The sequence below is a fragment of the Vibrio zhugei genome (assembly GCF_003716875.1).
Taxonomy (GTDB): Bacteria; Pseudomonadota; Gammaproteobacteria; order Enterobacterales; family Vibrionaceae; genus Vibrio; species Vibrio zhugei.
In genome coordinates this window covers 488478-513856 of the sequence record NZ_CP033077.1, presented here as the reverse complement: position 1 = coordinate 513856, position 25379 = coordinate 488478, and the positions used below count along the sequence as shown (strand labels likewise).

Annotated in this window: 20 protein-coding genes; 8 read left to right on the top strand and 12 right to left on the bottom strand. The window is 47.3% G+C overall.

The annotated features are described in order from the left end of the window. Positions 1-53: 53 nt before the first annotated feature. Positions 54-671, bottom strand: a complete 618-nt coding sequence (locus EAE30_RS02400) for an AraC family ligand binding domain-containing protein (protein WP_123014495.1) — start codon at positions 669-671, stop codon at positions 54-56. Positions 672-850: 179 nt separating this feature from the next. Between EAE30_RS02400 and EAE30_RS02395 the strand changes: the two genes are divergently transcribed. Beyond that, the gene (locus tag EAE30_RS02395; RefSeq protein ID WP_123014494.1) at positions 851-1966 is read left to right on the top strand and encodes a 1-acyl-sn-glycerol-3-phosphate acyltransferase; all 1116 of its coding nucleotides are present in this window, start codon (positions 851-853) and stop codon (positions 1964-1966) included. A 132-nt stretch (positions 1967-2098) separates the two neighbouring features. Here the strand turns inward: EAE30_RS02395 and EAE30_RS02390 are convergent, their stop codons facing one another. Both EAE30_RS02390 and EAE30_RS02380 read right to left on the bottom strand, forming a co-directional pair. After that, entirely contained in the window at positions 2099-2704 is a 606-nt protein-coding gene (locus EAE30_RS02390) for a leucine-rich repeat domain-containing protein (protein WP_164711773.1), read from the bottom strand. 149 nt (positions 2705-2853) lie between these two features. Continuing rightward, positions 2854-3156, bottom strand: coding sequence for a DUF406 family protein (locus EAE30_RS02380; protein ID WP_123014493.1), 303 nt, complete (start codon positions 3154-3156; stop codon positions 2854-2856). 313 nt (positions 3157-3469) lie between these two features. Here EAE30_RS02380 and EAE30_RS02375 point away from each other — a divergent pair, with 313 nt between their 5' ends. Then, the gene (locus EAE30_RS02375; RefSeq protein ID WP_123014492.1) at positions 3470-3931 is read left to right on the top strand and encodes a TetR family transcriptional regulator; all 462 of its coding nucleotides are present in this window, start codon (positions 3470-3472) and stop codon (positions 3929-3931) included. Positions 3932-4036: 105 nt separating this feature from the next. Here EAE30_RS02375 and EAE30_RS02370 read toward each other — a convergent pair whose 3' ends face one another. Both EAE30_RS02370 and EAE30_RS02365 read right to left on the bottom strand, forming a co-directional pair. Next, positions 4037-6073: a methyl-accepting chemotaxis protein gene (locus tag EAE30_RS02370; protein ID WP_123014491.1), complete on the bottom strand. Its 2037-nt coding sequence runs from the start codon at positions 6071-6073 to the stop codon at positions 4037-4039. Between the two features lie 407 nt (positions 6074-6480). Beyond that, the gene (locus EAE30_RS02365) at positions 6481-7395 is read right to left on the bottom strand and encodes a homocysteine S-methyltransferase family protein (RefSeq protein ID WP_199287042.1); all 915 of its coding nucleotides are present in this window, start codon (positions 7393-7395) and stop codon (positions 6481-6483) included. A gap of 405 nt (positions 7396-7800) precedes the next feature. Between EAE30_RS02365 and EAE30_RS02360 the strand changes: the two genes are divergently transcribed. Then, a complete protein-coding gene (locus EAE30_RS02360) occupies positions 7801-9540 on the top strand; it encodes a methyl-accepting chemotaxis protein (protein ID WP_123014490.1) in 1740 nt (579 codons plus the stop codon). Positions 9541-9593: 53 nt separating this feature from the next. Here the strand turns inward: EAE30_RS02360 and EAE30_RS18720 are convergent, their stop codons facing one another. The 5 genes from EAE30_RS18720 to EAE30_RS02340 all read right to left on the bottom strand — a co-directional run bounded on the left by EAE30_RS18720 (position 9594) and on the right by EAE30_RS02340 (position 16713). Then, positions 9594-9758 carry a hypothetical protein gene (locus EAE30_RS18720; protein ID WP_164711772.1) on the bottom strand — a complete coding sequence of 55 codons (165 nt, stop codon included), beginning with the start codon at positions 9756-9758 and terminating at the stop codon, positions 9594-9596. Between the two features lie 118 nt (positions 9759-9876). Beyond that, positions 9877-11325 (bottom strand): decarboxylating NADP(+)-dependent phosphogluconate dehydrogenase, encoded by a 1449-nt coding sequence (gnd, locus tag EAE30_RS02355; protein ID WP_123014489.1) that lies wholly within the window; start codon positions 11323-11325, stop codon positions 9877-9879. 13 nt (positions 11326-11338) lie between these two features. Further along, positions 11339-12055, bottom strand: coding sequence for a 6-phosphogluconolactonase (pgl, locus tag EAE30_RS02350; RefSeq protein WP_123014488.1), 717 nt, complete (start codon positions 12053-12055; stop codon positions 11339-11341). After that, positions 12052-13554 carry a glucose-6-phosphate dehydrogenase gene (gene zwf / locus EAE30_RS02345; protein ID WP_164711796.1) on the bottom strand — a complete coding sequence of 501 codons (1503 nt, stop codon included), beginning with the start codon at positions 13552-13554 and terminating at the stop codon, positions 12052-12054. Before zwf ends, pgl begins: the two co-directional genes overlap by 4 nt. Before the next feature lie 342 nt (positions 13555-13896). Beyond that, entirely contained in the window at positions 13897-16713 is a 2817-nt protein-coding gene (locus EAE30_RS02340; RefSeq protein WP_241967598.1) for an HD domain-containing phosphohydrolase, read from the bottom strand. 297 nt (positions 16714-17010) lie between these two features. Between EAE30_RS02340 and EAE30_RS02335 the strand changes: the two genes are divergently transcribed. Both EAE30_RS02335 and EAE30_RS02330 read left to right on the top strand, forming a co-directional pair. Then, positions 17011-17760, top strand: coding sequence for a phosphatase (locus EAE30_RS02335; protein WP_123014485.1), 750 nt, complete (start codon positions 17011-17013; stop codon positions 17758-17760). A 48-nt stretch (positions 17761-17808) separates the two neighbouring features. Continuing rightward, a complete protein-coding gene (locus EAE30_RS02330) occupies positions 17809-18168 on the top strand; it encodes a cytochrome b562 (protein ID WP_123014484.1) in 360 nt (119 codons plus the stop codon). Between the two features lie 105 nt (positions 18169-18273). Here the strand turns inward: EAE30_RS02330 and EAE30_RS02325 are convergent, their stop codons facing one another. Both EAE30_RS02325 and EAE30_RS02320 read right to left on the bottom strand, forming a co-directional pair. Then, positions 18274-19230 (bottom strand): LysR family transcriptional regulator, encoded by a 957-nt coding sequence (locus EAE30_RS02325; protein WP_123014483.1) that lies wholly within the window; start codon positions 19228-19230, stop codon positions 18274-18276. Between the two features lie 54 nt (positions 19231-19284). After that, the gene (locus tag EAE30_RS02320; protein ID WP_123014482.1) at positions 19285-21102 is read right to left on the bottom strand and encodes a sigma-54-dependent Fis family transcriptional regulator; all 1818 of its coding nucleotides are present in this window, start codon (positions 21100-21102) and stop codon (positions 19285-19287) included. A gap of 244 nt (positions 21103-21346) precedes the next feature. Between EAE30_RS02320 and exaC the strand changes: the two genes are divergently transcribed. The 3 genes from exaC to tdh all read left to right on the top strand — a co-directional run bounded on the left by exaC (position 21347) and on the right by tdh (position 25336). Beyond that, positions 21347-22867, top strand: coding sequence for an acetaldehyde dehydrogenase ExaC (gene exaC / locus EAE30_RS02315; RefSeq protein WP_123014481.1), 1521 nt, complete (start codon positions 21347-21349; stop codon positions 22865-22867). 232 nt (positions 22868-23099) lie between these two features. Beyond that, the gene (locus EAE30_RS02310; RefSeq protein ID WP_123014480.1) at positions 23100-24293 is read left to right on the top strand and encodes a glycine C-acetyltransferase; all 1194 of its coding nucleotides are present in this window, start codon (positions 23100-23102) and stop codon (positions 24291-24293) included. Positions 24294-24304: 11 nt separating this feature from the next. Continuing rightward, entirely contained in the window at positions 24305-25336 is a 1032-nt protein-coding gene (gene tdh, locus EAE30_RS02305; protein ID WP_123014479.1) for an L-threonine 3-dehydrogenase, read from the top strand. Positions 25337-25379 lie beyond the last annotated feature (43 nt).

Here is a 25379-nt window from a genome sequence, read left to right as displayed (position 1 = left end):
CACGAGCGATGGCATCTGTCGCTCGCAGCCTGAGTGGGCTTTGCGGTTCGCGGCTACTTTTTATCGAGCGAACGACCGGCAATGACCTGCATCCATTGCTCAGCAAACGCACGATCACCAGCAAAAAGTTCGCTTAAAAGGGTTTCTGTGGCTTGGCCTGACTGTTTTCGTTTGATCGCTTCTCTGACAAGTAATACCATATGCTGCTCTTGGGCTAGGCCAGCAGAATGCTCTGGCGTCCAAGTGGACACGGAGTTGGTGAGTTGACTCTGTGACAAATGCGGTACACAACGCGTGACTTCGGCTCGCATTATTTGGGTCAATGGCACAAATAATGGGTCATCACGATCGATTTGCTGTAGTCTTTCGAGTGCTGACGAGGTCAAGTTCGTCGGGGTGATATAACCCGCTTGGTGAGGGAATGCGTCGCGTAGCCGGACAGAAAAGTCGACACATGTATAGCGTGTGTTCGGAAAACAGGTGAGTGCGCATAGGCAATCCAGTGGAATCCAAAAGCTTTGCCCTGCTTCAATGGCGTAATCATATTTGCCCAAACGGCAAAGTAATAATCCTTGCTGAACGTGTATGAAGCTGTGCTTGTTCGCTCGCTTACGTGCAGTGATATGTAATGTAGGAAAATGACGAGTGTCACACTGGATCGCGTAGTTCATAGAATACCTCGTGGTGCTAAGGGCGCTAGAGTACCGCTTCTTTAAAGAAAAACCAACTCGATACGAATTGAAAGTTATCTTTTTGGTCCGACCTGTTCAACTCCATCTCTGGCAAGCTGCGAGTGCTGATGAGTATAGGTAGAATAGGGCCGCTTATTATTTTTGATGTAAAAAAAACAATGACAACGAAAACTGATCCATATTCTGATATTCGTCCTTATAATGATGAGGAAATTCCTGCTGCTTTGAGCAGATTGATCAACGATGAAGAGTTTATCTCGGCAATTTTGCAGCATCGTTTTGAACGCCAACCGGGTTGGGTTAAATCTTTGATGAGCCCGTTGGTAAAAATGTACTTAAAGTTCAAATGGGCTAAGTTAACGTCAGTTGAAGCGATTCAACTGGAAGTGAAAAAGTATATGGACTTAACGTTAAGTCACACCACAGAAGGCGTGACTTACAGCGGCTTAGATAAGCTTGATAAAGAGACGTCTTATCTGTTTATTTCTAACCACCGTGATATTGCCATGGATCCAGCGCTAGTCAACTATGGCTTGTATACCCACGGCCACCGGACTGTGCGCATCGCTATTGGTGATAACCTATTGCGTAAGCCTTGTGCGACCGAGCTCATGAGGTTAAATAAAAGCTTCATTGTTAAACGCTCAATGAAAGGTCCGCGTGAAATGATGAAAGCGTTGTCCACGCTGTCGTCGTATATTAAACATTCATTGGATACCAGTAATTCCGTGTGGATCGCCCAAAAGGAAGGCCGAGCCAAAGATGGCAACGATTATACCGATCCTGCCATTTTGAAAATGTTCCATGTGGAAGGCCGTAAGCAGAAAATTGATTTTGGTGATTACGTCCGCTTACTGAAAATTGTCCCTGTGTCGATCTCTTACGAGTACGACCCGTGTGATGTGTCTAAAGCGCGTGAACTGTATGAAAAAGCAGAAACTGGCGCTTATGAAAAAGGCGAATTTGAAGACATTGAAAGCATCATTCAAGGGATCATTGGTGAAAAAGGGCGCGTGCATGTGACGTTTGGGGATGTGATTGAGCAGCATTGCGACACCCCTGACATTTTGGCTCAGGAAATTGACCGCCAAATTCATGAGCACTACAAATTATTCCCGATTAATTATTTGGCGAATGATCCTGCGCGTGATGATGTCTCTGATGAGGTCAAAGCGATTCTGGATAATAAATTAGCGCAATTGCCTAAAGCGGCTCATCCGTATTTATTGGATAGCTACGCCAACCCTGTGCGTAATCGGCCAGGCCATTCATAAGCGTGAGGTATCGGCTGGCCGACGAAACGCCAGTAGAAACCACCTCAGCGACAACCACAAAAAAGAGAAGCCAATGGCTTCTCTTTTTTTATCGATATACGCAGTAAAAGCAACGTCAGCCCACACTCTGGCTTATGGCGCGACAGCGCCCCCTAATGTCAGGTTTTTCGGCCAATGTGTAATACGGTTACCGCCTAAAAAGATATTGCCATTCACCGTCATGGTATCGGGGAAGGTGGTGATTTTAGACCCGCCGATATACAAGTTGCCTTGCACGACAATACCGTTTGGTAACTCAGTCATTGGGGTGCGTATCACACTTAAATCGCCCTTCACTCTGAGCCTTGCGGGCAGTTTTTGTAGAGGGGTGTCAGTAAAATTCAGATAGCCACCGACTTTGACGCCTCGCGGCCAAGAGCGCAACTGGGCGCCTAAAAAATTGGCATACCCCTGAATGGTGGCACTGCGTGGCACTTTGCGTAACTCACTGTTGGAGGCATCCAAACTGCCTTGAATACGAATGCCATCAGGAAGCGCTGTCATGGGCGTTTTGGCGATGTTTAAATTCCCTTTGATCACTAAGCCTGCGGGCAGCGACGTAAATGGCTTATTACGCAGGTCAAGATTACCGTAATTATCCAAATAGTTGAGAATATGATAGCTGTCCAATGCCTGTGGGGACGCGCTATAGCTGACAAGCCATAATAAACTCAAAAGGGGAACGTGACATCGTCGCATTGACTGTATCCAGACGAAATGGGTGAGCTATCATCATAGCAAATAACCAAGGAAAAGCGGAATTGGGTTGGTCAAGCGATGGAGAAAAGTACGCGGCATCTTCCATGAAAATAGAGGAAGCCGCGTCGTTATAGATGCATTCAGAATAATTAGCGCATTAAAGAGCGTGATCTTAACTCAAAAATGATTTTTTCAGCACTGACTTCAAATGTGAAGTTTGCGTGGAGTTCAGTCTCATTATTTGAGGCAGGATCGATCTGATAAGTCACGTTTTCATTCACTTCTTTCGCGAGAGCGACGTATTTTTCGAACTCTTCTTGCAGAGTGACTTTATCGTTTGCAAATACAGAAACGGACGCGATTTCGTCGCCTTCATTAATGATATAGCCGACTTCTCCAGCACAGCCACAGGCTTCACATACTTCCTCTTCTACATAGTTTTCTGTACTCATTGTAAATCCTCCCATAAAAAACAAGGTTATTTTACTCCCGTATTCGGCGAATGCCAAACTGTAAAACTCCCCATGAAAGAGTGAGTTAAATTGAGATAGTTAAAAATAACATTTTAATAAGCGATCAGTTTCTTATAGTATCAATAATGAGAATATATTGACAAATTAATCACTGATAAGTGGTCGAAGATCTCACTAAATTTGTCATGCTTGGAAATGATGTAACAGAGCGACAGTAACAGCGAAATGTAAGGATGTTTACTCACTCTGTTGATCATTATTATTTATTAATAGTGAAATAGAGTCTTATACAATGCCAAAACGTAGTAAAGAAGATACGGAAGTGACCATTCAAAAGATAATGGATGCGGTAGTCGATCAGTTGATTCGGCTCGGGTACGACAAAATGTCTTATACCTCGCTAAGTCGACAAACTGGCATATCTCGTACTGGCATTAGTCATCATTTTCCAAAGAAAACGGATTTTGCCTCGTCATTAGATGACCGTATTTTTAATACCTTGGTGAGCCATTTAGATTTTTCAGACAGTGTCGACACGTTTGCGGCAAGTTGGCAAAAAGCGCTCAGCAATGCTGAGTTTATCGCGCTCATCCGTTTGATCTTCCACCATATGGTGTCTTCAGACCGAGGACACCACTTTGGTCAAGCCACCTTAAATCGCTTGTCTGAGACGGTGACAAACCAGTATGGAGAGGCATCGGTAGGGCGATTTAAATGCCTGCTAGGAGAATCACTCCTAGCGATGGGCGTGTAATCTCACATATTCAAAAAAAGCCAGGCGTGATGCCTGGCTTTTTTGAATGGAGGTGAAGCGCAGCGCTAACACGCTACGCCTTCACCGGCGTGTTCTGTGGACGCCTTAATGGAAGAATTCCATCTTCTCGTTCAAGTGAGAAGCTTGCGTCGCTAACACCTGCGCGCTGGCGGTCGTTTGCTCACTGATCGCATGGGTGGTTTTATTCAACTCACTGATCTCGGTCGCATTCGCCGCAATTTCTTGTGACACATTGGCTTGCTCTTCGGCGGTCGCCGCAATGGTGTCCGCTTGTAGCGTGATGTCATTGACTTGCGTGGTGATCAAGGATAACGCGTCGCCCGCTTGCTCCGCTGAGGCGAGAACGCGCGTGGCACTCTCTTGACTTGAATGCATTAAGTTGACGGCGCTCTGGGTCGAGTTATTCAATTTCTCAATGATACTCACCACATTTTTAACGGATTCTTGGGTTCGGCTTGCCAGCGTTCGCACTTCATCTGCGACAACGGCAAAGCCTCGACCTTGTTCTCCGGCGCGCGCGGCCTCAATGGCGGCATTGAGCGCCAGTAGGTTCGTTTGCTCTGCAATGCCATCAATCATGGAGGTGACGGTTTGAATGTTCTGACTGTCGATGCTCACTTGCTCAATCGCTTGGGAGGAGTCACTTAACTGAGCATTGAGTGCGGTGATTTCGGTTCTGACGGAATCGACAACGCGAGAGCCCGATTGCGCGTTACTATCGGCTTGGCGGACATTTTCGGCAATGCTTTCCACTTGCGTCGCGACTTCTTGTGCTGACGTGGCCATCTCTTCTATCGCCGCGACCATTTGCTCAATTTGTGCTTGCTGGGCATGACTGTGTTTGAGGTTCTCTGACGCGTCAGATTCAACATTATCGGCATTATGACTGACTTCGTTACTGGTGTGTTTGATGTCATCCACCAGCTCACGCAAACGCGTCGCCATGGCCACTACGCTATTGCGCAAGCGAGTCACTTCGTTTTTCGCACCTTCATCTGTCGCGTGCAGATCCAAACTAATGTTGCCTGATTTCAGTTGTTCCATATACCCCGAGACTTGCGTCAGCGGGCGCGTTAACTTGGTAAAGAACCAAGAAATCACAGCAAGGCTAAGTAATCCAACAACCGTAGAGACAATCAAAATGTGGGTAAGTAAGGTATTACTTTCTTCCGTTATTTCAGAAATAAATGTGCCGCCGAGCAGTTTCCAATCCCAACCATCAACATGCACATAGACCAGATATTTTTCCCCAGAGAGTTCACCATGGCTATAGGGAAAGACCACCGTACCGTTATTTTGTGAAAAGATGTGGGCAAAGGGTTTTTGATTGTCTGAATCGATATAATCTTGAATCGGCGTATCGGATTGAACTCGGTCAGGGGCGGCTAAATAATGGCCAAGGTTATTTGGCGCGGTGTCCACCACGATGGTATAGCCGGTTTTTCCCCATTTGATATTGCTCAATGACGAGAAAATGTTTTTAGCGACGGTATCGATAGGTAAACCGATGAAAATGATGGCGGTGATTTTGCCTTGTGCATTACGCATCGGAGAGTAGTAAGTGATATAACGTTTACCAAATAGTTCCACCGCCGCGTAGTAGTCTTGGCCTGCCATGAGTTGGCTATAGGCTGGGTGGTCGGTACCTAATCGAGTCCCTACCGCACGTTGGTTGGCGCGATTTTTCAATGAGGTAGACACGCGTAGCCAATCGCTTCCTTCCGGTGCAAAAATCGTCGCAATGGCACCCGTATCGCGTGTAAAACGATCCACCAATGTGTAATCACCGACCACGCTTTTACCATCGATAATCAGGTCTTGCACTTGCTCTCCGTTAAACGTCACCGTATTTGAACCGGGAGTTAAGCCATGTAAATAGCCATTTTGGAATGTAGATTCTAACTTTTTACTCGTGGCTAAATAGGCATCGAATTGTCCCGCGAGACTTTCGGCCAACGCTTCGATACGTGATTGTTGTTCATTTAATGCCGATGACAAGAGTAATTCGTCGGCATCTCGATACACCCACGTGGCAATCGCTGAAAAAGCACACACTAAGCATAACAACATGATAAGGCGGAGTTGAAATCCGACACTTTGAGTTCGGTAAAATCGAAACATACACGATCCTTTTTACGGTTGGATTGGGCGGGGCGAGTTCGCCCCTTATCTGCAGGGGAAAATAGCTTAGGGCGAGGAGGATAACTTTGATTTAGGTTAATAATATTTTAAAAAATGAATGACAAGGGTAAGAAAGTGTCTCATTAGTGAGTCATTTTACATAAAATACACGGGTTTTTGATGATTTTTAAAGGCAATACCCCTTTAGATGTAAATAGCATGTGACAAATGCATCACATGTTAAATGAGAGAGGAAGGAGAGCGTCAAAGAACACCATCATGGCCACGTTGAACTGGATGCAATAGGTCTTGTTGCAAAGAGAAAACAGGTGGGAGGAGGCGCTATCGCCACAGGTTGAGACGGACAATGATGCCAGAGCCGGGTGACTCTGGCTTTATCGAGAGGATTACGCTGAGAAATGCTGGCGGAGCTTCGCGATGTGCTCTACATCGATACCACAGCATCCACCTAACAGAGTGGCGCCTTCGTCAACCCACTGCTGGGTCCAATTGACGTAAGACGGTGGGGTCAAATCATCACGGATCTCATCCAATTCTTCATTCGCGGCCGCATCTTTCGATTGAGGAGCGAACGCATTGGCATACGCGCCGAGCTGGATGTCGGATTGACCTAAACGATGTAAGGTTTCGCGCGCGATCCGAATGGCTTCGCCAATGACTTCCGGCTGGCAGCAGTTGAATAAAATGGCGGCGACGCCGCCATTCGCCATCGCAATCACTGCTTCTTCAACGCTTTCACCGGATCGTAAGCGCGGTATGTCGGTCACGGTTTCATCTTCTAACGTAAACGACACCCACAGCGGTTTGTCGTCATGGCCAAGCGCTTTGAGCAGAGAATGCATCGCTTTTGGTTCGGCAATCAAACTTTGCGTTTCATTGAGCCAGACATCGACATAGGGCGCCAATCCCTCAATCAAAGGGGTCGCGATATCGGTCACCAGCTCCGCTTCAAACAAATCCGCGCGATAAGAACCAAATAAAGGGGGTAATGAGCCCGCAATTTTTGCTGTGTTGCCAGTATTGGCCACCGCTTCTTTTGCCATTTTTCCTGAAAGGGCCGCGAGTTGCTTTCCTTCTTGACGAAAACGTTGGTCACCGATATGAAAAGGAACCACGGCGTAACTGTTGGTGGTGATCACTTGTGAGCCAGCATCAATAAAGGCTTGATGGGCATCACGAACGAGATTGGGCGTCTCAATCAGTGCGAGTGCGGACCACTCTGGTTGACGAAATGGCGCGCCAAGCTTTTCCAGCTCGCGGCTCATACCGCCATCAAGAATACTGATGGTATTTTTTGACATGTTACTTCCTCGGATTCAACCTAGTTGCAGTTACAGACGTTTAGATGGCTATAAATCTAAATTGTATTGGATTGATATGCAACCATTAAATCAATAATTGCATGGCATACGTCATCGTAAGGAAAAATCGGGTAGAGAGAGAAAATCACAATTGAATTTAGTGATAATGTTCACACTATTATGTCGTGTCATTACATTTATTTCGACATAAGCCGTTATTAATGTGTTTTCAGCGATCTTAAAGATTATTCGTGCGAGAAATTATTTGCTTTAAAGATTTGCAACTCTTGGCAGCCTCGCATAGCATACGGCTTAATAATTAAAATATCAGTCCGTGAAAGGCAATCAAAGACTGAAACAATTTGCAACAATCCCAGTAATCACTTTTGAAGGACCTAAGGTGTTATGCGCAATCTTTCTTTTAAGAATAAAATAATAGCGGTCATCGTTGCTATTATTTTCATTACTATTCTCGTGTCTAATCTCAGTGTTAATTATTATATTAGTCATTATATTGAACGGACCAGTACTCAGAACATTACCCACAATATTGGATTAGTGAACAAAAAAATTGATGCGGAACTGAACTCGAAAATTAAACTCGCGAAAACGTTACAGTTCAGCATGATGGATATCGCCGATACGCAAAAACGCTCCGGCTTTTCACGTATTATTAAAGTCGTCAACGGCTATGCGTTTGATGCCGATGGCAATATGGAAGACAAAGCCGCGAGTGCCTACGTTGCAATGGCGGAGAATCAAAGTCAACCCATGAAGATTTCTCCCGTTACCATGGAAGGTGACAAGCCCGTACTGACCATCTCTATCCGTCGTGAAGATGAATCGTTTGATTTCTTTGTCGTGGATTTAAGTAAGCTGCAAACCACCTTGCAAGATTACGCCTTGTCGGGCAGTTATTTAGAGCTCATCTCACCCAATCATATCGCTATTTTTAGCAATAAAAAGCCCGGTAAACTCACTAAGATCAGCCATCCTATTGATGTCGCGGGCAAACAATGGGAATTGAATGGCTACATTAATAACGACACGATTCAAGCCAATACCAATGCACTGAACTGGAAGATCACCATTGCATTGATCCTGTGTGCCATTGTGGTGATTAGCTTAGGTGTGATGATTTTATCTTTTGCCTTTAAGCCATTATTGCAATTGAAGGCGGTGATTGCTGAATTATCCCAAGGCAATGGGGATTTGACGCAACGCTTGGCGGTGACCTCACGCGATGAAATTGGTCAAATCAGCCATTCCATTAACCAGTTTATCGCGCAATTGCAAACCATGTTCATTGATGTGTCTAAATCGTCCAACGACATTGATGATGCGGTTTCGCAACTGGGTGCGCAGGCACGCTCGAATGTTACCGCATTAGAAGCTCACACGGTTGAAACCGAACAAGTGATTGCTGCGATTGAAGAAATGAATGCAACGGCGGGGTCGATTGCACAAAGCGCCACAGATGCCGCGAAGCTGACCGAATCGACCAGTGCGTATGCCTCAGAATCGAAAGTCGTCATTAACCAAGCCGTGGATAGTGTGAATGCGTTAGAAGCGGATGTCACCGGCATGTCTGAGACGATTGTTGCGATGAGTGCGGATACCACACAAATTGAAAAAGTATTGGGTGTTATTGGTGAAATCGCCGAGCAAACCAACCTACTGGCATTGAACGCAGCGATTGAAGCCGCGCGAGCGGGCGAGCAGGGACGGGGTTTTGCGGTGGTGGCCGATGAAGTCCGCGCGCTGGCCAGTCGCACGCAAGACAGTACAGGGCAAATTAATAAGATGTTGAGTCAATTACGCAGTACTACGGAAAATGTCGTCGTGAAAATGGAATCGACTCGCGCAAGCTGCGAAGCCACCGCCACCAATACCAATCAAGTCATGGAATCATTGAATACCATGACAGAGTCGGTGATGGAAATTAATGATCTCAATACCTTGATGGCGACCTCAGCGGAAGAGCAAAGTCATGTTACCGCCGAAATCAGCCGTAATATGGCGCAAATCCAAGACTTGATTACCGAGTTGAATAACAATGCGTCCAGCACTCACTCGATTAGTGATAACTTAGGACAAACGTCTAATGGACTGTCTCAAGTTGTTCGGCAGTTTAAAGTTCAATAACGCTCATCGTTAACAGAATCAAAAAAGGAACGCGGCGGCGTTCCTTTTTTTGTCTATGACGATAAATCTTGAGTCCCAAGGCCGCCACGCTGCTGTGCGAGCGCGACCCAATACTCGCGAAGTGCTTTCGGATCGTCAGGGACCTTGTATTGCTCAACCAAGGCATTGGCGGTTTTCAAAGCTGAGGGCTGGATTACGTAGTAGTAATTAAATGTCATAGACGGCATCCTCATGTCGTGTCATAGACAAAAAATAGAGGATGCTAAATAATTTAGCATCCTCCTTTAGATGTATATGACTGATTAAACGAGAAAATAACTCTCTCGTATTAGAGGCTTATACGTCGTAGGTAGTAGACGCGGTATCGCCGCCTGTCCCTGTCCAGTTAGTATGGAAGAACTCACCACGTGGACGATCTAGGCGCTCGTAAGTGTGTGCGCCAAAGTAGTCACGCTGTGCTTGCAGCAAGTTAGCAGGTAGACGTGCGGTTGTGTACCCATCTAGGAAGCTCAGTGCCGATGTTGTACATGGCATTGGAATACCGACTTCCATCGATTTCGCTGCCACTTTACGCCATGCTGCCATACAGTTATCAAGAATACCTTTGAAGTATTCATCAGAGCCTAGGAAAGCCAACTCAGGATCTTTTGCGTAGGCATCACGAATGTTACCTAGGAATGCAGAACGGATGATACAACCACCACGCCACATTAGAGCCACGTTACCGTAGTTCAGATCCCAGTTGTTTTCGTTTGATGCTTCACGCATCAACATAAAGCCTTGTGTGTAAGAAATGATTTTTGAAGCAAGTAGCGCTTGGCGCAGAGCATCAATCCATTCTTGTTTATCACCGTCAACTTTCGTGTTTTTAGAACCGAACAGTTTTTCAGCGGCAACACGTTGGTCTTTCAACGCCGATAGGCAGCGAGAGAACACAGATTCCGAGATCAAGGTCAATGGAATGCCCATATCTAACGCATTGATACCCGTCCATTTACCGGTACCTTTTTGGCCTGCGGTATCAAGAATGCTGTCAACCAGTGGCTTGCCTGCTTCATCTTTATAACCCAGGATATCGGCAGTGATTTCCACAAGGTAGCTGTCTAGCTCAGTTTTGTTCCAATCAGCAAAGACGGCTTGCATTTCGTCGCCGCTAAGGCCTAGACCGTCTTTCATGAATTGGTAAGCTTCGGTGATCAACTGCATGTCACCGTATTCAATCCCATTGTGAACCATTTTCACAAAGTGACCAGCACCATCGTTACCTACCCAGTCACAACATGGTTCGCCAGCGTCTGTTTTTGCTGAAATGCCTTGGAAGATAGGTTTAACCGCTTCCCATGCTTCAGGTGAACCACCTGGCATGATAGATGGGCCAAAGCGTGCGCCTTCTTCACCACCAGAAACACCAGTACCAATGAAGTGAATGCCTTTCTCACGTAGCGCGGCCACACGGCGGTTGGTATCTGGGTAGTTGGTGTTACCACCATCAATGATGATGTCGCCTTTATCCAGTAATGGGACTAAGTTGTCGATGAATTTATCGACGACGTCGCCCGCGCGAACCATTAACATCACTTTGCGCGGTTTTTCTAGTTTGTCGACTAACTCTTCCAGTGTGTGTGCACCAACAATGTTTGTGTCTTTTGCTGGGCCTTCTAGGAACTCATCCACTTTGGCAGCTGTACGGTTATGCGCAACCACTTTAAAGCCGTGATCATTCATGTTTAGGATAAGGTTTTGACCCATAACTGCTAGGCCAATTACACCGATATCACCTTTCATTATTTTTCTCTCCTCACGCAATTTTTGCTGCTGCGTCACTATCTAAAAACCACTCCGTATCACCAGATTTTGACTGGATTTTTGCAGCAGGGTATGGAAGGTCTGCTGCTGGAGTCGTATGAATTTCATGTACAATATCTTGTTTTCCAGCACCGAGAACGAGGTAGCTAATTCGTTTTGCTGCTTCGAGCACTTTGGCCGTTTTAGAAATACGCTTTTGCCCAGATTCTGGGTGACTTGCGACACAAGACAAACCGTCATCATTGTAATCGGTTTTATTGGGGAATAAGGAGGCCGTATGGCCATCCGGACCGACGCCAAGTAGGATCCAATCAAAGACGGGCGTGCCATCTTTGGTTGGCAATGTGTCGGCCATTTCTTTGGCGAAACGCGCGGCTTCTTGCTCTGGATCGTCTTCACCTTTAATGCGGTGAATATTGCCAGCGGGAATATCCACTTGCGTAAACAGCAAGGTGTTGGCTTCGCCAAAGTTACTTTCTGCATCATCAGGGGCGACACAGCGCTCGTCACCCCACCAAAAATGCAGGTTTTTCCACTGAATGCTGGTTGCGTATGCCTCTGTTGCCAGAAGCTTAAACAGCATCTTCGGTGTGCTCCCGCCGGACAAGGAAACGTGAACAGGGTGTCCTTGTTCACTGTACGCTTTCATCTCATCGGCAAGATGCGCTACGACCTGATCGGCCGAAGGGAAAATTCTTGGTTTAATCATAATTCACAATAATCCGTATTGGTCAAATTCTTACATGGGAAACGCCAATCTCGTCCATCGCGTTTCAGCAGGTCATCGGCTTCTTTCGGCCCCCAAGTGCCACTAGCATACCCATATAGCGCTTGCGGGTCTTGTTTGAAGTCAAGGATCGGCTGAACAAACTTCCAGCATGCTTCTACCGCATCGGTACGTGCAAACAGCGTGGCATCCCCATTGAGGGAGTCCAGTAGCAGACGTTCATACGCCGTGAGCATTTTGGTTTCTTCTAACGACGCGTAATGGAAGTCCATGCCCACTTCTTTGGCCTTAAAGCCAGCCCCTGGTTCTTTGAGACCAAAGTTCATTAGAATGCCTTCATCGGGCTGAATTCGAATGATTAATTTGTTTTCTGGCGCGGTTTTGTCAAACGCAGGGTGTGGTGTACGTTTGAAGTGAATGGCCACTTCGGTCACACGCGTCGGTAAACGCTTACCTGAACGAACATAGAACGGCACACCGTTCCAACGCCAGTTGTTGATAAACATCTTCAGCGCCATGTAAGTCTCAGTACGAGAATCTTCGGCCACGCCGTCTTCGTCACGATAGCCTTTCAGGAACTGGCCACGCACATTGGATTCGGTGTATTGACCCAATACAAGGTTGGTGCGCAAATCTTGTTCAGACAGTGGCTGAACGCTTTGCAGAACTTTATTGACTTCATTACGAATGGAGTTGGAGTCGATCTCCGATGGTGGTTCCATGGTGACCATTGCCAAGACTTGCAGCAAGTGATTTTGGAACATATCACGCACCGCGCCAGAGTTATCGTAGTAGCCACCACGGCCTTCCACACCTAAGAACTCTGAACCGGTGATCTCGACGTAATCAATGAAATTACGGTTCCACAGTGGTTCAAACATCCCGTTGGCGAAACGCAGAACGAGTAGGTTCTGTACGGTTTCTTTACCGAGGTAATGGTCGATTCGATAGATTTGGCTTTCAGAGAAGTGACGATGAATTTCAATATCTAATGACTGCGCGGATTCGAGATCATACCCAAATGGTTTTTCAACGATAATCCGTTTCCAACCGGTCGATTCATCATTTAATTTGTGCGCGGCTAAGCAGCCAGGGATGACACCATAAAGGCTTGGGGGCGTCGCAAGATAGAAAAGCGTATTAATTTGCTCAAATTTGTAGTGTTCAGAGAGCGTTTCAAGGCGGTCTTTTAATTTCGCGTATTCTTGCTCTTCAGACGTATTAAGCGGTTGGTAGTGAATGTGTTCACAAAACTTTTCTAAGGTCTTTGGTTCTGTTTTCTCAAGCTCCTGCATGGAGCGTTTTAATTTTTCTCGGTAGGACTCGTCACTGTATTCTGTACGGCTCACTCCAAGAATAGCGAAGGATTCAGGAAGCTGGTTACTTGCGTACAAGTGATAAAGTGCCGGAATAAGTTTCCGGTAGGTTAAATCTCCCGAGGCACCAAAAATTACGATGCTACTGTTATCTGGTATTACCATCATCTTTCCCTTAAAAACGAGGTATCAAGCATTGAGCTTCAACGTAGCAGCACAATACACAAAGCTAAAGTAGGCTGTCTCTATCAATGATATAGGCAAAACCAATACACTCTTATTGTCGAGTGTGTCCGCCGACGATTAATCCATAGTAGACAGACCTCCATTCCCATTCTCTACGACTCTTTGATATACATCAACTATTTCTTCTTGGTTACATATCAGAACTTTCTGGTGAAAACATTGAATGTCCTCTCTTTTTTCGGAATAAAAAGCAAAAAATATCCGCGGCGGCTCTGGCCAACGCGGATAAAACGTAAACAAGGCTCTGCATTGCGCTGCATTTTAAGCGTCGCGCAGAGACTTTTTGACTCGTTTGATCAACACGGCTTTCTCGACGTCGTCACATTGCGCTGGGTCGAGATGCTCCGCGGCAAACTCGAGATAAAGATCTTGCTCCAAGAAGAGCAAATACAGCTTGGGATCCAACTGCCCGGATGTCGCCATGTCGGTCATGATGGTCAGCGATTCACTCAGCGTTTTTGCCAAGTCGCTGGCACTGCATGCGGACGTCAAAGTGTCAAAGGTATTGGCGATCGCGACAATGCGCGCTTGTACGGATAAGTCTTGTTCGCTAAGACCTTGCGGGTATCCCGTGCCGTTCAAATGCTCGTGGTGGTGGCCGGCAATGTCCGGCAACTGACGTAGGTGGGACGGATAAGGCAAATTGTCGAGCATCATGATGGTTTGAATGATGTGATCTTGAATGAGAAAACGTTCTTCTGGTGTGTGCGTGCCAGAACGAATAGAAAGATTATACAGTTCTCCTCGATGGTACTGTAAATCACCAGGTTTTATATTGAAGGCATGGGTGTCGGTAAAGTGGAGATGGCTGTTTAACCATGGCACGCGATGGCTCTCTTTATCGCTCAGTAGGGGCTCCATGATCGGTAATGATTGCGCTTCTCCGCCGGCGCGTTGCTGCTCTGACCAAGCGGTGCCTGTGCGATCATCAATGGTCCGTTTCCAGCGGCGTTTGGCAATGTGCGTTAACCGCTCGATGGCTTGATCGGATAGCGTTTTCTGGGCTTGGTTACAATGCGCAAGGAAGGCAAAGTCTTCATCCAACTCTTTGAGGGTTTGCGCCAGTTGTTTATCCAATTGTGCTTTGCTGCCACCATGATACAGCTGGCGCCAGTAATCGGTTTCCGCTTGACTCTTTAAGACCTCCACGCGCGTGCGAATCTCGTGGATTCGATCATACAGGGTCTCGAGTTTGGTGGCTTTATCGAGCACATGTTGTGGCGTGGTGATTTTACCGCAATCGTGGAGCCAAGCCGCCAGTTTTAATTCAGACCAGCGATCTTGGCTCATAATAAATTGTGGGAAATAGGTGTGGTCTTCTTCGGTTAGCTGAGCGAGGGACTGAGTAATAAACCACACACGTTTGGCGTGTCCCTTGGTAAAGGGATACTTGGCATCGATAGCGCAAGCAAACCGCTCAGCGATAGCACCCAACAGATTTTTTTGTTGTGTCATCCTATCAATGTTGTCTTTGGCGATTTGAGCAAAGCTCAGTAACTCACGTAAAAACGCATGCTTTTCACGATGGCTGTCACTCACACTGCGCTCGTAACCCACGTTTAAAACGCCGATCAGCTGCCCCTCACGATTGAGCAACGGAAATAAGTAAATATCCGAATTGAACAATTGCGGTTGAAAGCGGCGCAGTAAATTGTCGTCTCGCTGCAAGTGAACCGTATTCCCTTGGCGTAGCTCAGAAAAAATCCACGGCGTGCTGTTGAGTAAGACATCTAAATCGAGCTTGAAAGGAATGATGGCATGATTCGCCGTGACAGAAAAATGCGACTGATCTGCATGATAGGAATACAAAATAATGGTTTCGGCTTTGGTGATGGCATAGCTCTGTCGAGCCACAGTTTTCGCCAAGGCATCCAGATCATTATTGGCGGCTGTGTCGCGAAGGGCTTTAATCAACTCACTTAAGGAGTGTTCCATGGAATGGATGGAATGCGTTAAGTCATTCAACTCGGTAATCATTGACGTGGGGTAACGAGTCTTCTTGAACTCAAAATGCGCAATATTGCCGGTCAGTTCGACGAGGCGTTTCATCGGCTGTGCAATCCGGCGTGAGACCAACAATACCACCAAGAAACCCAGCGCCAGTAACCCAATCGACAACGCCACTTGGGTATCGCGCACGGCCATCAGTTTTTCAAGAATATCGCGATGGCGTACCGCTTCTGCAAGATGCACTTCGATGTTGGGGGAGATGGCAATCGGAGTCAGCGATAATGACCACGTTTCCCCGTCATACTCCCGATCTTCGTAAACGGTTCGTGGACTGATTCGATTGACGATGTCGCGAAATAGACTGTTTTGTAATAACTCGGTGTTATCACTTTGCGGATCATTGAGTTTCAGGTTGGTATTGTGCTCGGCAATCGGAAGTAAATGACTGTCGAAGATGATCATTTTGGAATCTGGGTATTTAGCAAGCGACGCGAGCTTTGTTGAGAGAGTATCCAAAGTGAAATCGGCGCCTACCACATGTCGATGATCAGCAGAGCTGCGAGAAAGGGTAATGCCGTACGTTTTTAACAAGTAAAATAGGTAAGGCTCGGTAATCACGATGCTTTGCTTGTTTTTACTCGCTTGATACCAAGGGCGAGTGCGGGGATCAAAGGTATTCTCTGATCCTTGGCGAAAATCAATTTGCTGAATTTTTTCATTAAAATAATAGGTTTCCGTGGCCCCTTGAACCGTGGACTTTTCAAGATACAGCACCGCGGTTTCGGGGGCATTGAATTGCTGCTTCGCTTGTTCACTAAACAATGGACGAATCACTGTAAAATCGCCGTTATTACTGCCATAGTAGAGGGCGACGAGCGCGGAATTGCGCTGAAAAGATTGATGAACCGCGGCGAGCCAACGCCATTTGGATGAGCCCAATACTTCACCATGCACCACGCTGCTGTACGCCAGAAAATCCAGCGTAGAAAAAATCGGGGCCATGTTCTTATGCAGCTCAGATTCAATTTTTTTACTGTTTTCTGCGCTCAGCGCTTTCGCACTGCCTTGCAATAGTGAGTGCGTATATTGAAAACTGACAATAATGAGCACCGCGCTAAAAAAGGTCATAAGAATTACAAACAGTGTGCTGATATGAATGCTTAAGGGATATCGGCGTAATCTCATGGCCAGACTCTAGTTAGGGATAGTGATGTTAAGTATTGTCTAAGCCGTGAAGGTTGCAAAAATAAGCAGGGAAAAGGTGAGCTGCACGAATCTTCCATTGTAATTCATGCATCAGTTGCACACTTTTATGCATCAGACACAGCATTGCAACGTGATAAGAGTAGAGTGGAGAGCATGCCATGGGCTTTGGGTGACACCCGCTTCGCGGTCGATTTTTAGCAATAGGCAAGGAGAGAAAGGATGAGAATAGCCGTAGACACTCACACGCATACCTACGCAAGCGGTCATGCTTATAGCACGTTAATTGAGAATGCGCGTGCCGCGAAAGCACAAGGATTAGCGCTGCTTTGTACCACCGACCACGCCTCTGAAATGCCGGGCGCGCCGCATCATTGGTTCTTTACCAATCAAAAAGTGCTCCCGCGTTTTATTGAAACTGTCGGGATTATTCGTGGCGTCGAAGCCAATATTATGAACCGAGAAGGGGATGTCGATACGCCAGAGGTGGTCGACCAACACTTGGATTGGATGATCGGCAGTTTGCATGAGCCGGTTGTAAGCGTCGGCTCTCAAGAGCAGCAAACCGAGATGTTGATAAACGTCATCAAGCAAGGACGGGTCGATGCATTAGGCCATTTAGGCAACCCCCATTACGATTTTGATTTTGCGACGGTGATTGAATGTGCCGCTCAATACAATGTCGCGATAGAATTGAATAACAGCAGTTTGCAAGGACACAGCCGAGCAGGGAGTAAACCTCGTTGTTATGAAATTGCCAGAATAGCGAAAGAGAAAGGCGCCTACCTTACCACTGGCAGTGATGCGCATTATTGTTCCCATGTTGGTGGGTTTGATGAAGTGTTAGCGTTAATAGATAGCGTTGATATTCCAGCCCAGCAAGTGATCACCCATAGCCCGCAACAATTTTTAAATTTTCTGCAATTAAGAGGCCGTGGTTCCATTGAAGAGTTTGAATTACTGGTTGAATAACGTATTGTTATTGCGTGAGTATCAATAAAATCAATAAAGGAAAGAGCAATGTTAAAAGTGTTAAGTACGATATTACTGGGCGCGACTGTCAGTTTTGGCGCATTGGCCAATGCGGATGTTGGGAAAACGATGCAATTGATTTCTGGCTCTTATGGCGACGCCCTAAGTGCGGATAGTATTGCGGATATGAAGCAAGCGGTCACAGAGATGTCATCACTGGTCACGAAAGCCAAACAAGCGGATTATCGAGGCGACAACCCAAAAGCGTATCAAGAAGGGTTGACCAAGCTTAATCAAGCGTTAAAAGGCGTAAACAAAGATTTGGATGACGGTAATCTCGCACAAGCGAAAAAAGACATGCGTAAGATCAGTAGCTTGCGTAATGAGTATCACAGCAAAACGCGTTAATTTCTGCGTTGTCGCTCTGGTATGAGAGAGAAGCCAAAGGTCGTGTCCTTTGGCTTTTTTTTATGGCGGTGATTCAAGGAAAAACGGCTTAGCAACAGCGGGCGTTCAATCGAGCTGTTGTTGCATCGGCAGGTGAATACCCGCACTCAGTTTTGGCTGCAAGTGGGTGAGCACGTAATCAATGAAGGTACGCAAACGAGCTGGCATGTATTGGGTTTGCGAGTATTGCATGGCGATGACGCCATGATAGTTACTGGTTAATGTCCAATCGGTGAGAACTGGGAGAATGTCCCCATTCGCGAGCCCATCTTGCACGATGAAATCATGAAAAATACCGATCCCCAAACCGTCTTTGACGCCATTGAGGCGCATTTGTGCTTGGTTGACCGCATAGCGCCCAGAGACCGCGACCGAATGTGTGGTCTCGTCTTTATAGAAATTCCAAATATGATCTTGTGGCGTTTCTGCGAGGTAGAGGCAATCGTGGTCAGCCAAATCGGTCGGGTGAGTTGGGACGCCGCGCCTTGCGAGGTACTCCGGACTGGCACACAAGACCAATTCTGTTTTGCACAGTTCCTTTAATACCAAACTTTCATCGGGTTTATCGGTTAACTTGAAAGCGATATCGATGTTGTCACGAAACACATCAATCTTGCCGTCAATAGCACGTAATTTCAGTTCAATGTGAGGAAACTGCGTCAAAAACGGCAGAACGAGCGGTTGCAGCACCGAATTGAGAAAGGCCTCGGGGGCGGCAACCGTGAGTGCGCCTGATGGCACCGAATGATCGACACTGGAGAGTTCGACGACTTGCTGGGCGGCATTCATCATAACCAAGCATTGATCGTAAATTTTTTGCCCTGCTTGGGTAATATGCAATTGCCGAGTGGAACGCTCAATCAATTTCACTGATAACGCTTTTTCAAGACGAGTCATCAATTTACTTAAGGCCGATGGCGTAACCCCAAGCTGCTGGGCTGCGGCAGTGAAGCTGCCTTCATTGACCACGAGGATAAAACTGGCTAAATCGGGCAATAAACCAATCAGTTTGGCTTGATTCATGACAATGGACTCTATCGGTATCACAAGGGCGAAGCATCACGCCCTTGTGGCGTTCTAATTAGCAGGAGATTGTAACACACCCAAGGCGCGCAAGCGGCGGTAAAGCGTATTTCGGCTGATCCCGAGCAGACGCGCTGTCCGGCTGATGTTTCCGTGGGTCGCTTGATACGTGGTTAACAGAGTCTCTTCGAGGGTGGTTTTTAATGGGGTGGACGAGGCAGAACCCAGCGCAGCATCGCCGTGTGCTTGGCCATTATCGGCACTGCGCTGCAAGTGGTGACTGACGTGTAAATGCGCTGGAACGTGCTTTGTCTGCAGAATGGGGGAGTCGTCAGCCAATAAGCAGGTGACTTTCATTGTGTTGTCCAACTCGCGTAGATTGCCGGGCCAGGAATAGCGCATTAATTGTGAAAGTAAGTCTTCACTCATCTGTTGCCCTTCGCTCTGGTAACGCTGGTGGATGGCCGCAATCAATTGCCGTTTGTTTGTGCGCGCTCGCAGTGGCGGTAGGGTCAGTGCTAGGCCATTAAGACGATAATACAGATCTTCACGAAATTCACCCGCGGCTATTTTTTGGGGTAACGACTGATGAGTTGCTGCGATGAATTGCACATCGACGGGGTAACTTTGGTGACTCCCTAATGGGGTGACGACTTTGTCTTGCAGCACACTGAGTAGCCGCGTTTGGGCTTCGAGCGGCATATCGCCGATTTCATCTAAAAATAAAATCCCGCCTTGCGCGGCGCGTATTTTGCCGATTTTTCCTTTGCTATCTGCCCCAGTAAAGGCGCCGCCGACATAACCAAACAGCTCTGCTTCGATCAGCTCTTTTGCGAGCGCGGCGCAGTTAACGGTAATGAGTGGGCCTCGCGGTTGCTGTTGATGGAGCGCCTTCACAAATTCCCCTTTACCGACGCCCGTTTCCCCGAGGATCAATAAAGGCACATCGTGAAACAGTATTTTATTGGCCTGTTGCCAGGCTTGTGCAATGTCGGCATCGCATGGAAGAGCGGTGTTGTCTGATGCTACTGCTGCGGCGTTGCCCGCAGTGTAGGTGTGCCCGGATTTCGCTTGAGAACCGGGCTTGGGCAGTTCATACGCGTGGGTGTGCAAGTGATCGGAGAGGTGTTGGATGACGCCATCGACGTCTTGACCCAGTAAGGTCATGTCTGACGACAATTCAGACGCAATGGCATTATGGGCAACAATCTCGCCAGCGTCGTTTGCGATGACAATGCCTTGCCAGCCACTATTGAGCAGTGTTTTGTCCAGCGCAATATCGAGGCGTACCGCCGCATTGGGAAGGTGGCACAGCATATGATTTTCTATGAGCTGCACCATATTTTGCACCAACACTAACATCGAAAGATCATGCTGGGTCTGTTCTGAGGTGATATCTAAAATACCCAACACTTGACCCTGATGAGAAAAAATCGGGCTGGCGGAGCAACTGATGTGTTGTAACTGATGCAGATAGTGCTGCTTACCAATGACACTGACTGGGCGGAGCTCATAGAGCGCGGTACCAATGGCATTGGTGCCTTTGAGATCTTCTTGCCAAATGCCACCAGAATCCAATGACAGTGGGGACAAGGTTTTCTGTAAGCGTTCTTCGCCCCATGTTTTAAGCACAACCCCTTCGGCATCGGTAACCACCAAACGACTTTTAGTATGTCCGCACATTTGTTGGTACAGCGGTAAGGCGCACGTTTCGATCGCGGTAATCAAGGCCTGATTATGATGACGCCGATCCGACAATTGAAATGCTGGCAGCATCATTAACTCGGGCAAACGACGTGGACGCAGACCGGCCTGCTCGCAGCGTTGCCAGGAGTTGGTTAACCAATCATGTTCTAGGGGCTGAATTTTCATAGGTGTTCCAATATGTTACATCCAGACTGTTCCATTTTGACACAGTTGAACAGCGCACTGGCAATCACTAATAGCGACGTGTTCGGCGAGAGTTCACTCTAACGTGTTGATAATCGTATGCTTACAAATGTGTAACACCAAAGGAGAATATGTTGGCCTGTGACTTGCGTAGGTATTCAATACGCATGATGTGCAAGATTGTGCGACAACTTATAAAAACGACGATAAAAGGATGAAGATTCGTATGATTTATGCTCAGCCTGGAACCAACGATGCCCCCTTTACTTTCCAATCGCATTACCACAATTTTATTGGTGGAAAATGGGTGGCACCCACCGACAATCAGTATTTCGAGAACGTATCGCCTGTCAACGGACAAGTCTACTGTCAAGTGGCCCGCTCGACGGCTGCGGATATTGAACTGGCGCTCGACGCCGCCCATGAAGCGCGGCAGAGTTGGGCGAAAACCAGTGTCACCGAGCGCGCGAATATCCTACTGCGCATCGCCGACCGGATAGAACAAAACATCGAGCGTTTAGCCTATGTGGAAACTTGGGAAAACGGAAAACCTATTCGTGAAACCATGGGAGCCGATCTGCCGTTAGTCGTTGACCATTTTCGCTATTTTGCTGGGTGTATTCGCGCACAAGAAGGCAGTATTGGCGAAATTGACCAACATACCACGGCCTATCATTTTCATGAGCCGTTAGGTGTGGTAGGGCAAATCATTCCGTGGAACTTTCCGATGCTGATGGCAGCTTGGAAGTTGGCACCGGCGCTTGCGGCGGGTTGTTGTGTCGTGATGAAACCCGCTGAGCAAACCCCGGTCTCCATTTTAATTTTGATCGAACACATTGCCGATTTGTTGCCCGCTGGGGTGGTGAATATTGTCAATGGTTTCGGCTCGGAGGCCGGGCAAGCGCTGGCGACCAGCAAGCGAATCAATAAACTGGCGTTTACTGGCTCCACCTCGGTTGGCAACCATATCCTAAAATGTGCCGCAGATAACTTGATTCCGTCGACGGTCGAACTAGGAGGCAAGTCGCCTAATATTTATTTTGCAGACATTTTTGACCATGAAGATGCGTATTTAGAAAAATGCATTGAAGGCACATTACTTGGATTTTTCAATCAGGGCGAAGTGTGTACCTGTCCTTCTCGGGTGTTAGTCCAAGAGTCGGTTTATGAAAAGTTTGTCGACAAATTAACCCAACGTGCGAAGCAAATTCGCCAAGGCAACCCTCTGGATACGGACACGCAAGTTGGCGCGCAAGCCTCTCAAGAGCAATACGATAAAATCTTGAGCTATTTGGCCATCGGCCGTGAGGAAGGGGCCGAACTGGTCTTTGGTGGCGATGTGTCACAGCAAACCGGCGCTATCAGCGAGGGGTATTACATTCAGCCGACGCTGTTTGCGGGCAAAAATGATATGCGCATTTTCCAAGAAGAGATTTTTGGACCCGTGATTGCGATCACCACCTTTAAAGATGAAGCCGAAGCGCTCGCCATTGCCAACGACACCGAGTATGGCTTAGGGGCCGGGTTATGGACGCGTGATGCCAATTTGGCTTATCGCATGGGACGAGGCATTGAGGCTGGCCGAGTTTGGGTTAACTGTTATCACATTTATCCTGCCCATGCCGCATTTGGTGGGTATAAAAAATCGGGCTTTGGCCGCGAAAACCACAAAATGATGCTGGATCATTATCAAAATACTAAGAACCTATTGATCAATTACGACATTAATCCTGTCGGCTTGTTTTAACCGTTGGTGTTGTTTTCTCCCCCTGCAAGTTTGGCGCTCGATACGAGCGTCTTTTTTTGCCTTAGCGCTCGTCAATTATCATATCAGCCTTGCTACTTGTGCCTAGAATTCATAAATCATTTTCCATAGTGAGGTATAATCTCCAAGGCACCCATGAATTACACTTAGACCATTCGTGCTGGCCATCGCCATGCAGACTTGTTACCGAACGACCATAGAGAAGGAACACGTTATGTCTTCTGCTTTTTATCAACAAATCCGCGATCAGCTTGAGGAAGTCAAAGCGGACGGGTTGTACAAATCTGAGCGCATTATTACCTCGCAGCAAAGTGCGGCGGTTCAGATCTCCACTGGACAAGAAGTGCTCAACTTCTGTGCGAACAACTATTTAGGTCTAGCAAACCACCCTGAATTGATTGAAGCGGCGAAAGCCGGCATGGATGAACACGGTTTTGGTATGGCATCGGTACGCTTTATTTGCGGCACACAAAACGCGCATAAAGAACTCGAAAGCAAATTCTCTACCTTCTTAGGCCAAGAAGACACGATTCTGTACACGTCATGTTTTGATGCAAACACCGGATTATTTGAAACCCTGCTCGATGCCAATGATGCCATCATCTCTGATGCATTAAACCACGCCTCCATCATTGACGGCGTCCGTCTATGTAAAGCGAAGCGTTTCCGCTACGCCAACAACAATATGGCCGAGCTTGAGCAGCAATTGATCGCGGCCGATGAAGCCGGGGTACGTCATAAATTGATCGTCACCGATGGTGTGTTCTCAATGGATGGCGTCGTCGCCAACTTACCTGACATTTGTGATTTGGCGGATAAATATAACGCCTTGGTTATGGTCGATGATTCACACGCTGTGGGCTTTATGGGCGCCAATGGCCGTGGTACTCATGAATACCATGATGTGATTGATCGCATTGATATTATTACCGGCACACTTGGTAAAGCGATGGGCGGTGCTTCCGGTGGTTACACGTCCGGTAAAAAAGAAGTGATTGATTGGCTACGTCAACGCTCTCGCCCTTACTTATTCTCTAACTCGGTTGCACCGGCCATTGTGTCGGCCTCTTTGCGGGTTTTGGATTTACTGGCAGAAAGCAATCACTTGCGTGACCAACTGTGGGATAACGCGACTCATTTCCGTGCGCGCATGACCGAAGCGGGTTTCACTCTTGCAGGCGCTGATCACGCGATCATCCCGATTATGCTGGGTGATGCGAAAATTGCCGCTGAGTTTGCTGAGCGTGCCTTAGAAAAAGGCATTTATGTCACTGGATTCTCGTTCCCAGTGGTGCCTAAAGGGCAAGCACGTATTCGCACCCAAATGTCAGCGGCACACAGCCGTGAACAATTAGATCAAGCCATCGATGCCTTTATTGAAGTCGGCAAAGCGATGGCGATCATTTAAGGCCAATAACCATGAAAATTAAAGCATTATCAAAATTAAAACCGGAACCAGGGATTTGGATGACCGAGGTGGACAAGCCACAATTAGGTCACAATGATTTGCTGATTAAAATCCGCAAAACGGCGATTTGTGGTACCGATGTGCACATCTATAACTGGGATGAGTGGTCACAAAACACCATTCCAGTGCCGATGGTGGTCGGTCACGAGTATGTTGGTGAAGTGGTGGAAATTGGCTCAGACGTGCGTGGTTTTGAGCTGGGCGATCGCGTCTCTGGTGAAGGGCACATTACTTGTGGTCACTGCCGTAACTGCCGTGGTGGCCGCACGCATTTGTGCCGTAACACCATCGGGGTGGGCGTCAACCGCGAAGGGGCGTTCGCTGAGTATTTGGTGATCCCAGCCTTTAACGCGTTTAAAATTCCTGATGAAATTTCCGATGATTTGGCTTCAATTTTTGACCCGTTTGGTAATGCGGTACACACCGCGCTTTCTTTCGATTTGGTCGGAGAAGACGTACTGATCACGGGCGCAGGCCCAATCGGTATTATGGCGGCGGCTGTGGCTAAACATGTGGGTGCTCGTCATGTGGTGATCACCGATGTGAACGAATATCGCCTAGATCTCGCGCGTCAAATGGGTGTAACGCGCGCCGTTAACGTTGCCGAGCAAAAACTCGAAGACGTGATGACAGAGCTTAAAATGACCGAAGGGTTTGATGTGGGCTTAGAAATGTCCGGTGTGCCAAGTGCGTTTAACTCCATGTTGGAAAGCATGAACCACGGCGGACGCATTGCCCTACTGGGTATTCCACCCTCCGATATGGCGATTGACTGGACCAAAGTGATTTTCAAAGGCTTGGTTATCAAAGGCATTTACGGCCGTGAAATGTTCGAAACCTGGTACAAGATGGCGAGCTTGATTCAATCGGGCCTCGATCTAACGCCAATTATCACGCATCATTTCAAGATTGATGATTTCCAACAAGGCTTCGACGCCATGCGCAGCGGCGCCTCCGGCAAAGTCATTCTTGATTGGCAATAAGCTGTATTACGTTTGATTTTGAAAGCAAAGCGCTCCGATTGGG

Bases quoted from the DNA above. Each gene is read 5' to 3' on its own strand.
- pgl (WP_123014488.1), bottom strand. From the start codon at position 12,055: ATGATTAAACCAAGAATTTTCCCTTCGGCCGATCAGGTCGTAGCGCAT.
- EAE30_RS02325 (WP_123014483.1), bottom strand. From the start codon at position 19,230: ATGAATCAAGCCAAACTGATTGGTTTATTGCCCGATTTAGCCAGTTTT.
- EAE30_RS02395 (WP_123014494.1), top strand. From the start codon at position 851: ATGACAACGAAAACTGATCCATATTCTGATATTCGTCCTTATAATGAT.
- zwf (WP_164711796.1), bottom strand. From the start codon at position 13,554: ATGGTAATACCAGATAACAGTAGCATCGTAATTTTTGGTGCCTCGGGA.
- EAE30_RS02400 (WP_123014495.1), bottom strand. From the start codon at position 671: ATGAACTACGCGATCCAGTGTGACACTCGTCATTTTCCTACATTACAT.
- EAE30_RS02370 (WP_123014491.1), bottom strand. From the start codon at position 6,073: ATGTTTCGATTTTACCGAACTCAAAGTGTCGGATTTCAACTCCGCCTT.
- exaC (WP_123014481.1), top strand. From the start codon at position 21,347: ATGATTTATGCTCAGCCTGGAACCAACGATGCCCCCTTTACTTTCCAA.
- gnd (WP_123014489.1), bottom strand. From the start codon at position 11,325: ATGAAAGGTGATATCGGTGTAATTGGCCTAGCAGTTATGGGTCAAAAC.
- EAE30_RS02390 (WP_164711773.1), bottom strand. From the start codon at position 2,704: ATGCGACGATGTCACGTTCCCCTTTTGAGTTTATTATGGCTTGTCAGC.
- EAE30_RS02335 (WP_123014485.1), top strand. From the start codon at position 17,011: ATGAGAATAGCCGTAGACACTCACACGCATACCTACGCAAGCGGTCAT.
- tdh (WP_123014479.1), top strand. From the start codon at position 24,305: ATGAAAATTAAAGCATTATCAAAATTAAAACCGGAACCAGGGATTTGG.
- EAE30_RS02375 (WP_123014492.1), top strand. From the start codon at position 3,470: ATGCCAAAACGTAGTAAAGAAGATACGGAAGTGACCATTCAAAAGATA.
- EAE30_RS02380 (WP_123014493.1), bottom strand. From the start codon at position 3,156: ATGAGTACAGAAAACTATGTAGAAGAGGAAGTATGTGAAGCCTGTGGC.
- EAE30_RS18720 (WP_164711772.1), bottom strand. From the start codon at position 9,758: ATGACATTTAATTACTACTACGTAATCCAGCCCTCAGCTTTGAAAACC.
- EAE30_RS02360 (WP_123014490.1), top strand. From the start codon at position 7,801: ATGCGCAATCTTTCTTTTAAGAATAAAATAATAGCGGTCATCGTTGCT.
- EAE30_RS02320 (WP_123014482.1), bottom strand. From the start codon at position 21,102: ATGAAAATTCAGCCCCTAGAACATGATTGGTTAACCAACTCCTGGCAA.
- EAE30_RS02340 (WP_241967598.1), bottom strand. From the start codon at position 16,713: ATGACCTTTTTTAGCGCGGTGCTCATTATTGTCAGTTTTCAATATACG.
- EAE30_RS02365 (WP_199287042.1), bottom strand. From the start codon at position 7,395: ATGTCAAAAAATACCATCAGTATTCTTGATGGCGGTATGAGCCGCGAG.
- EAE30_RS02330 (WP_123014484.1), top strand. From the start codon at position 17,809: ATGTTAAAAGTGTTAAGTACGATATTACTGGGCGCGACTGTCAGTTTT.
- EAE30_RS02310 (WP_123014480.1), top strand. From the start codon at position 23,100: ATGTCTTCTGCTTTTTATCAACAAATCCGCGATCAGCTTGAGGAAGTC.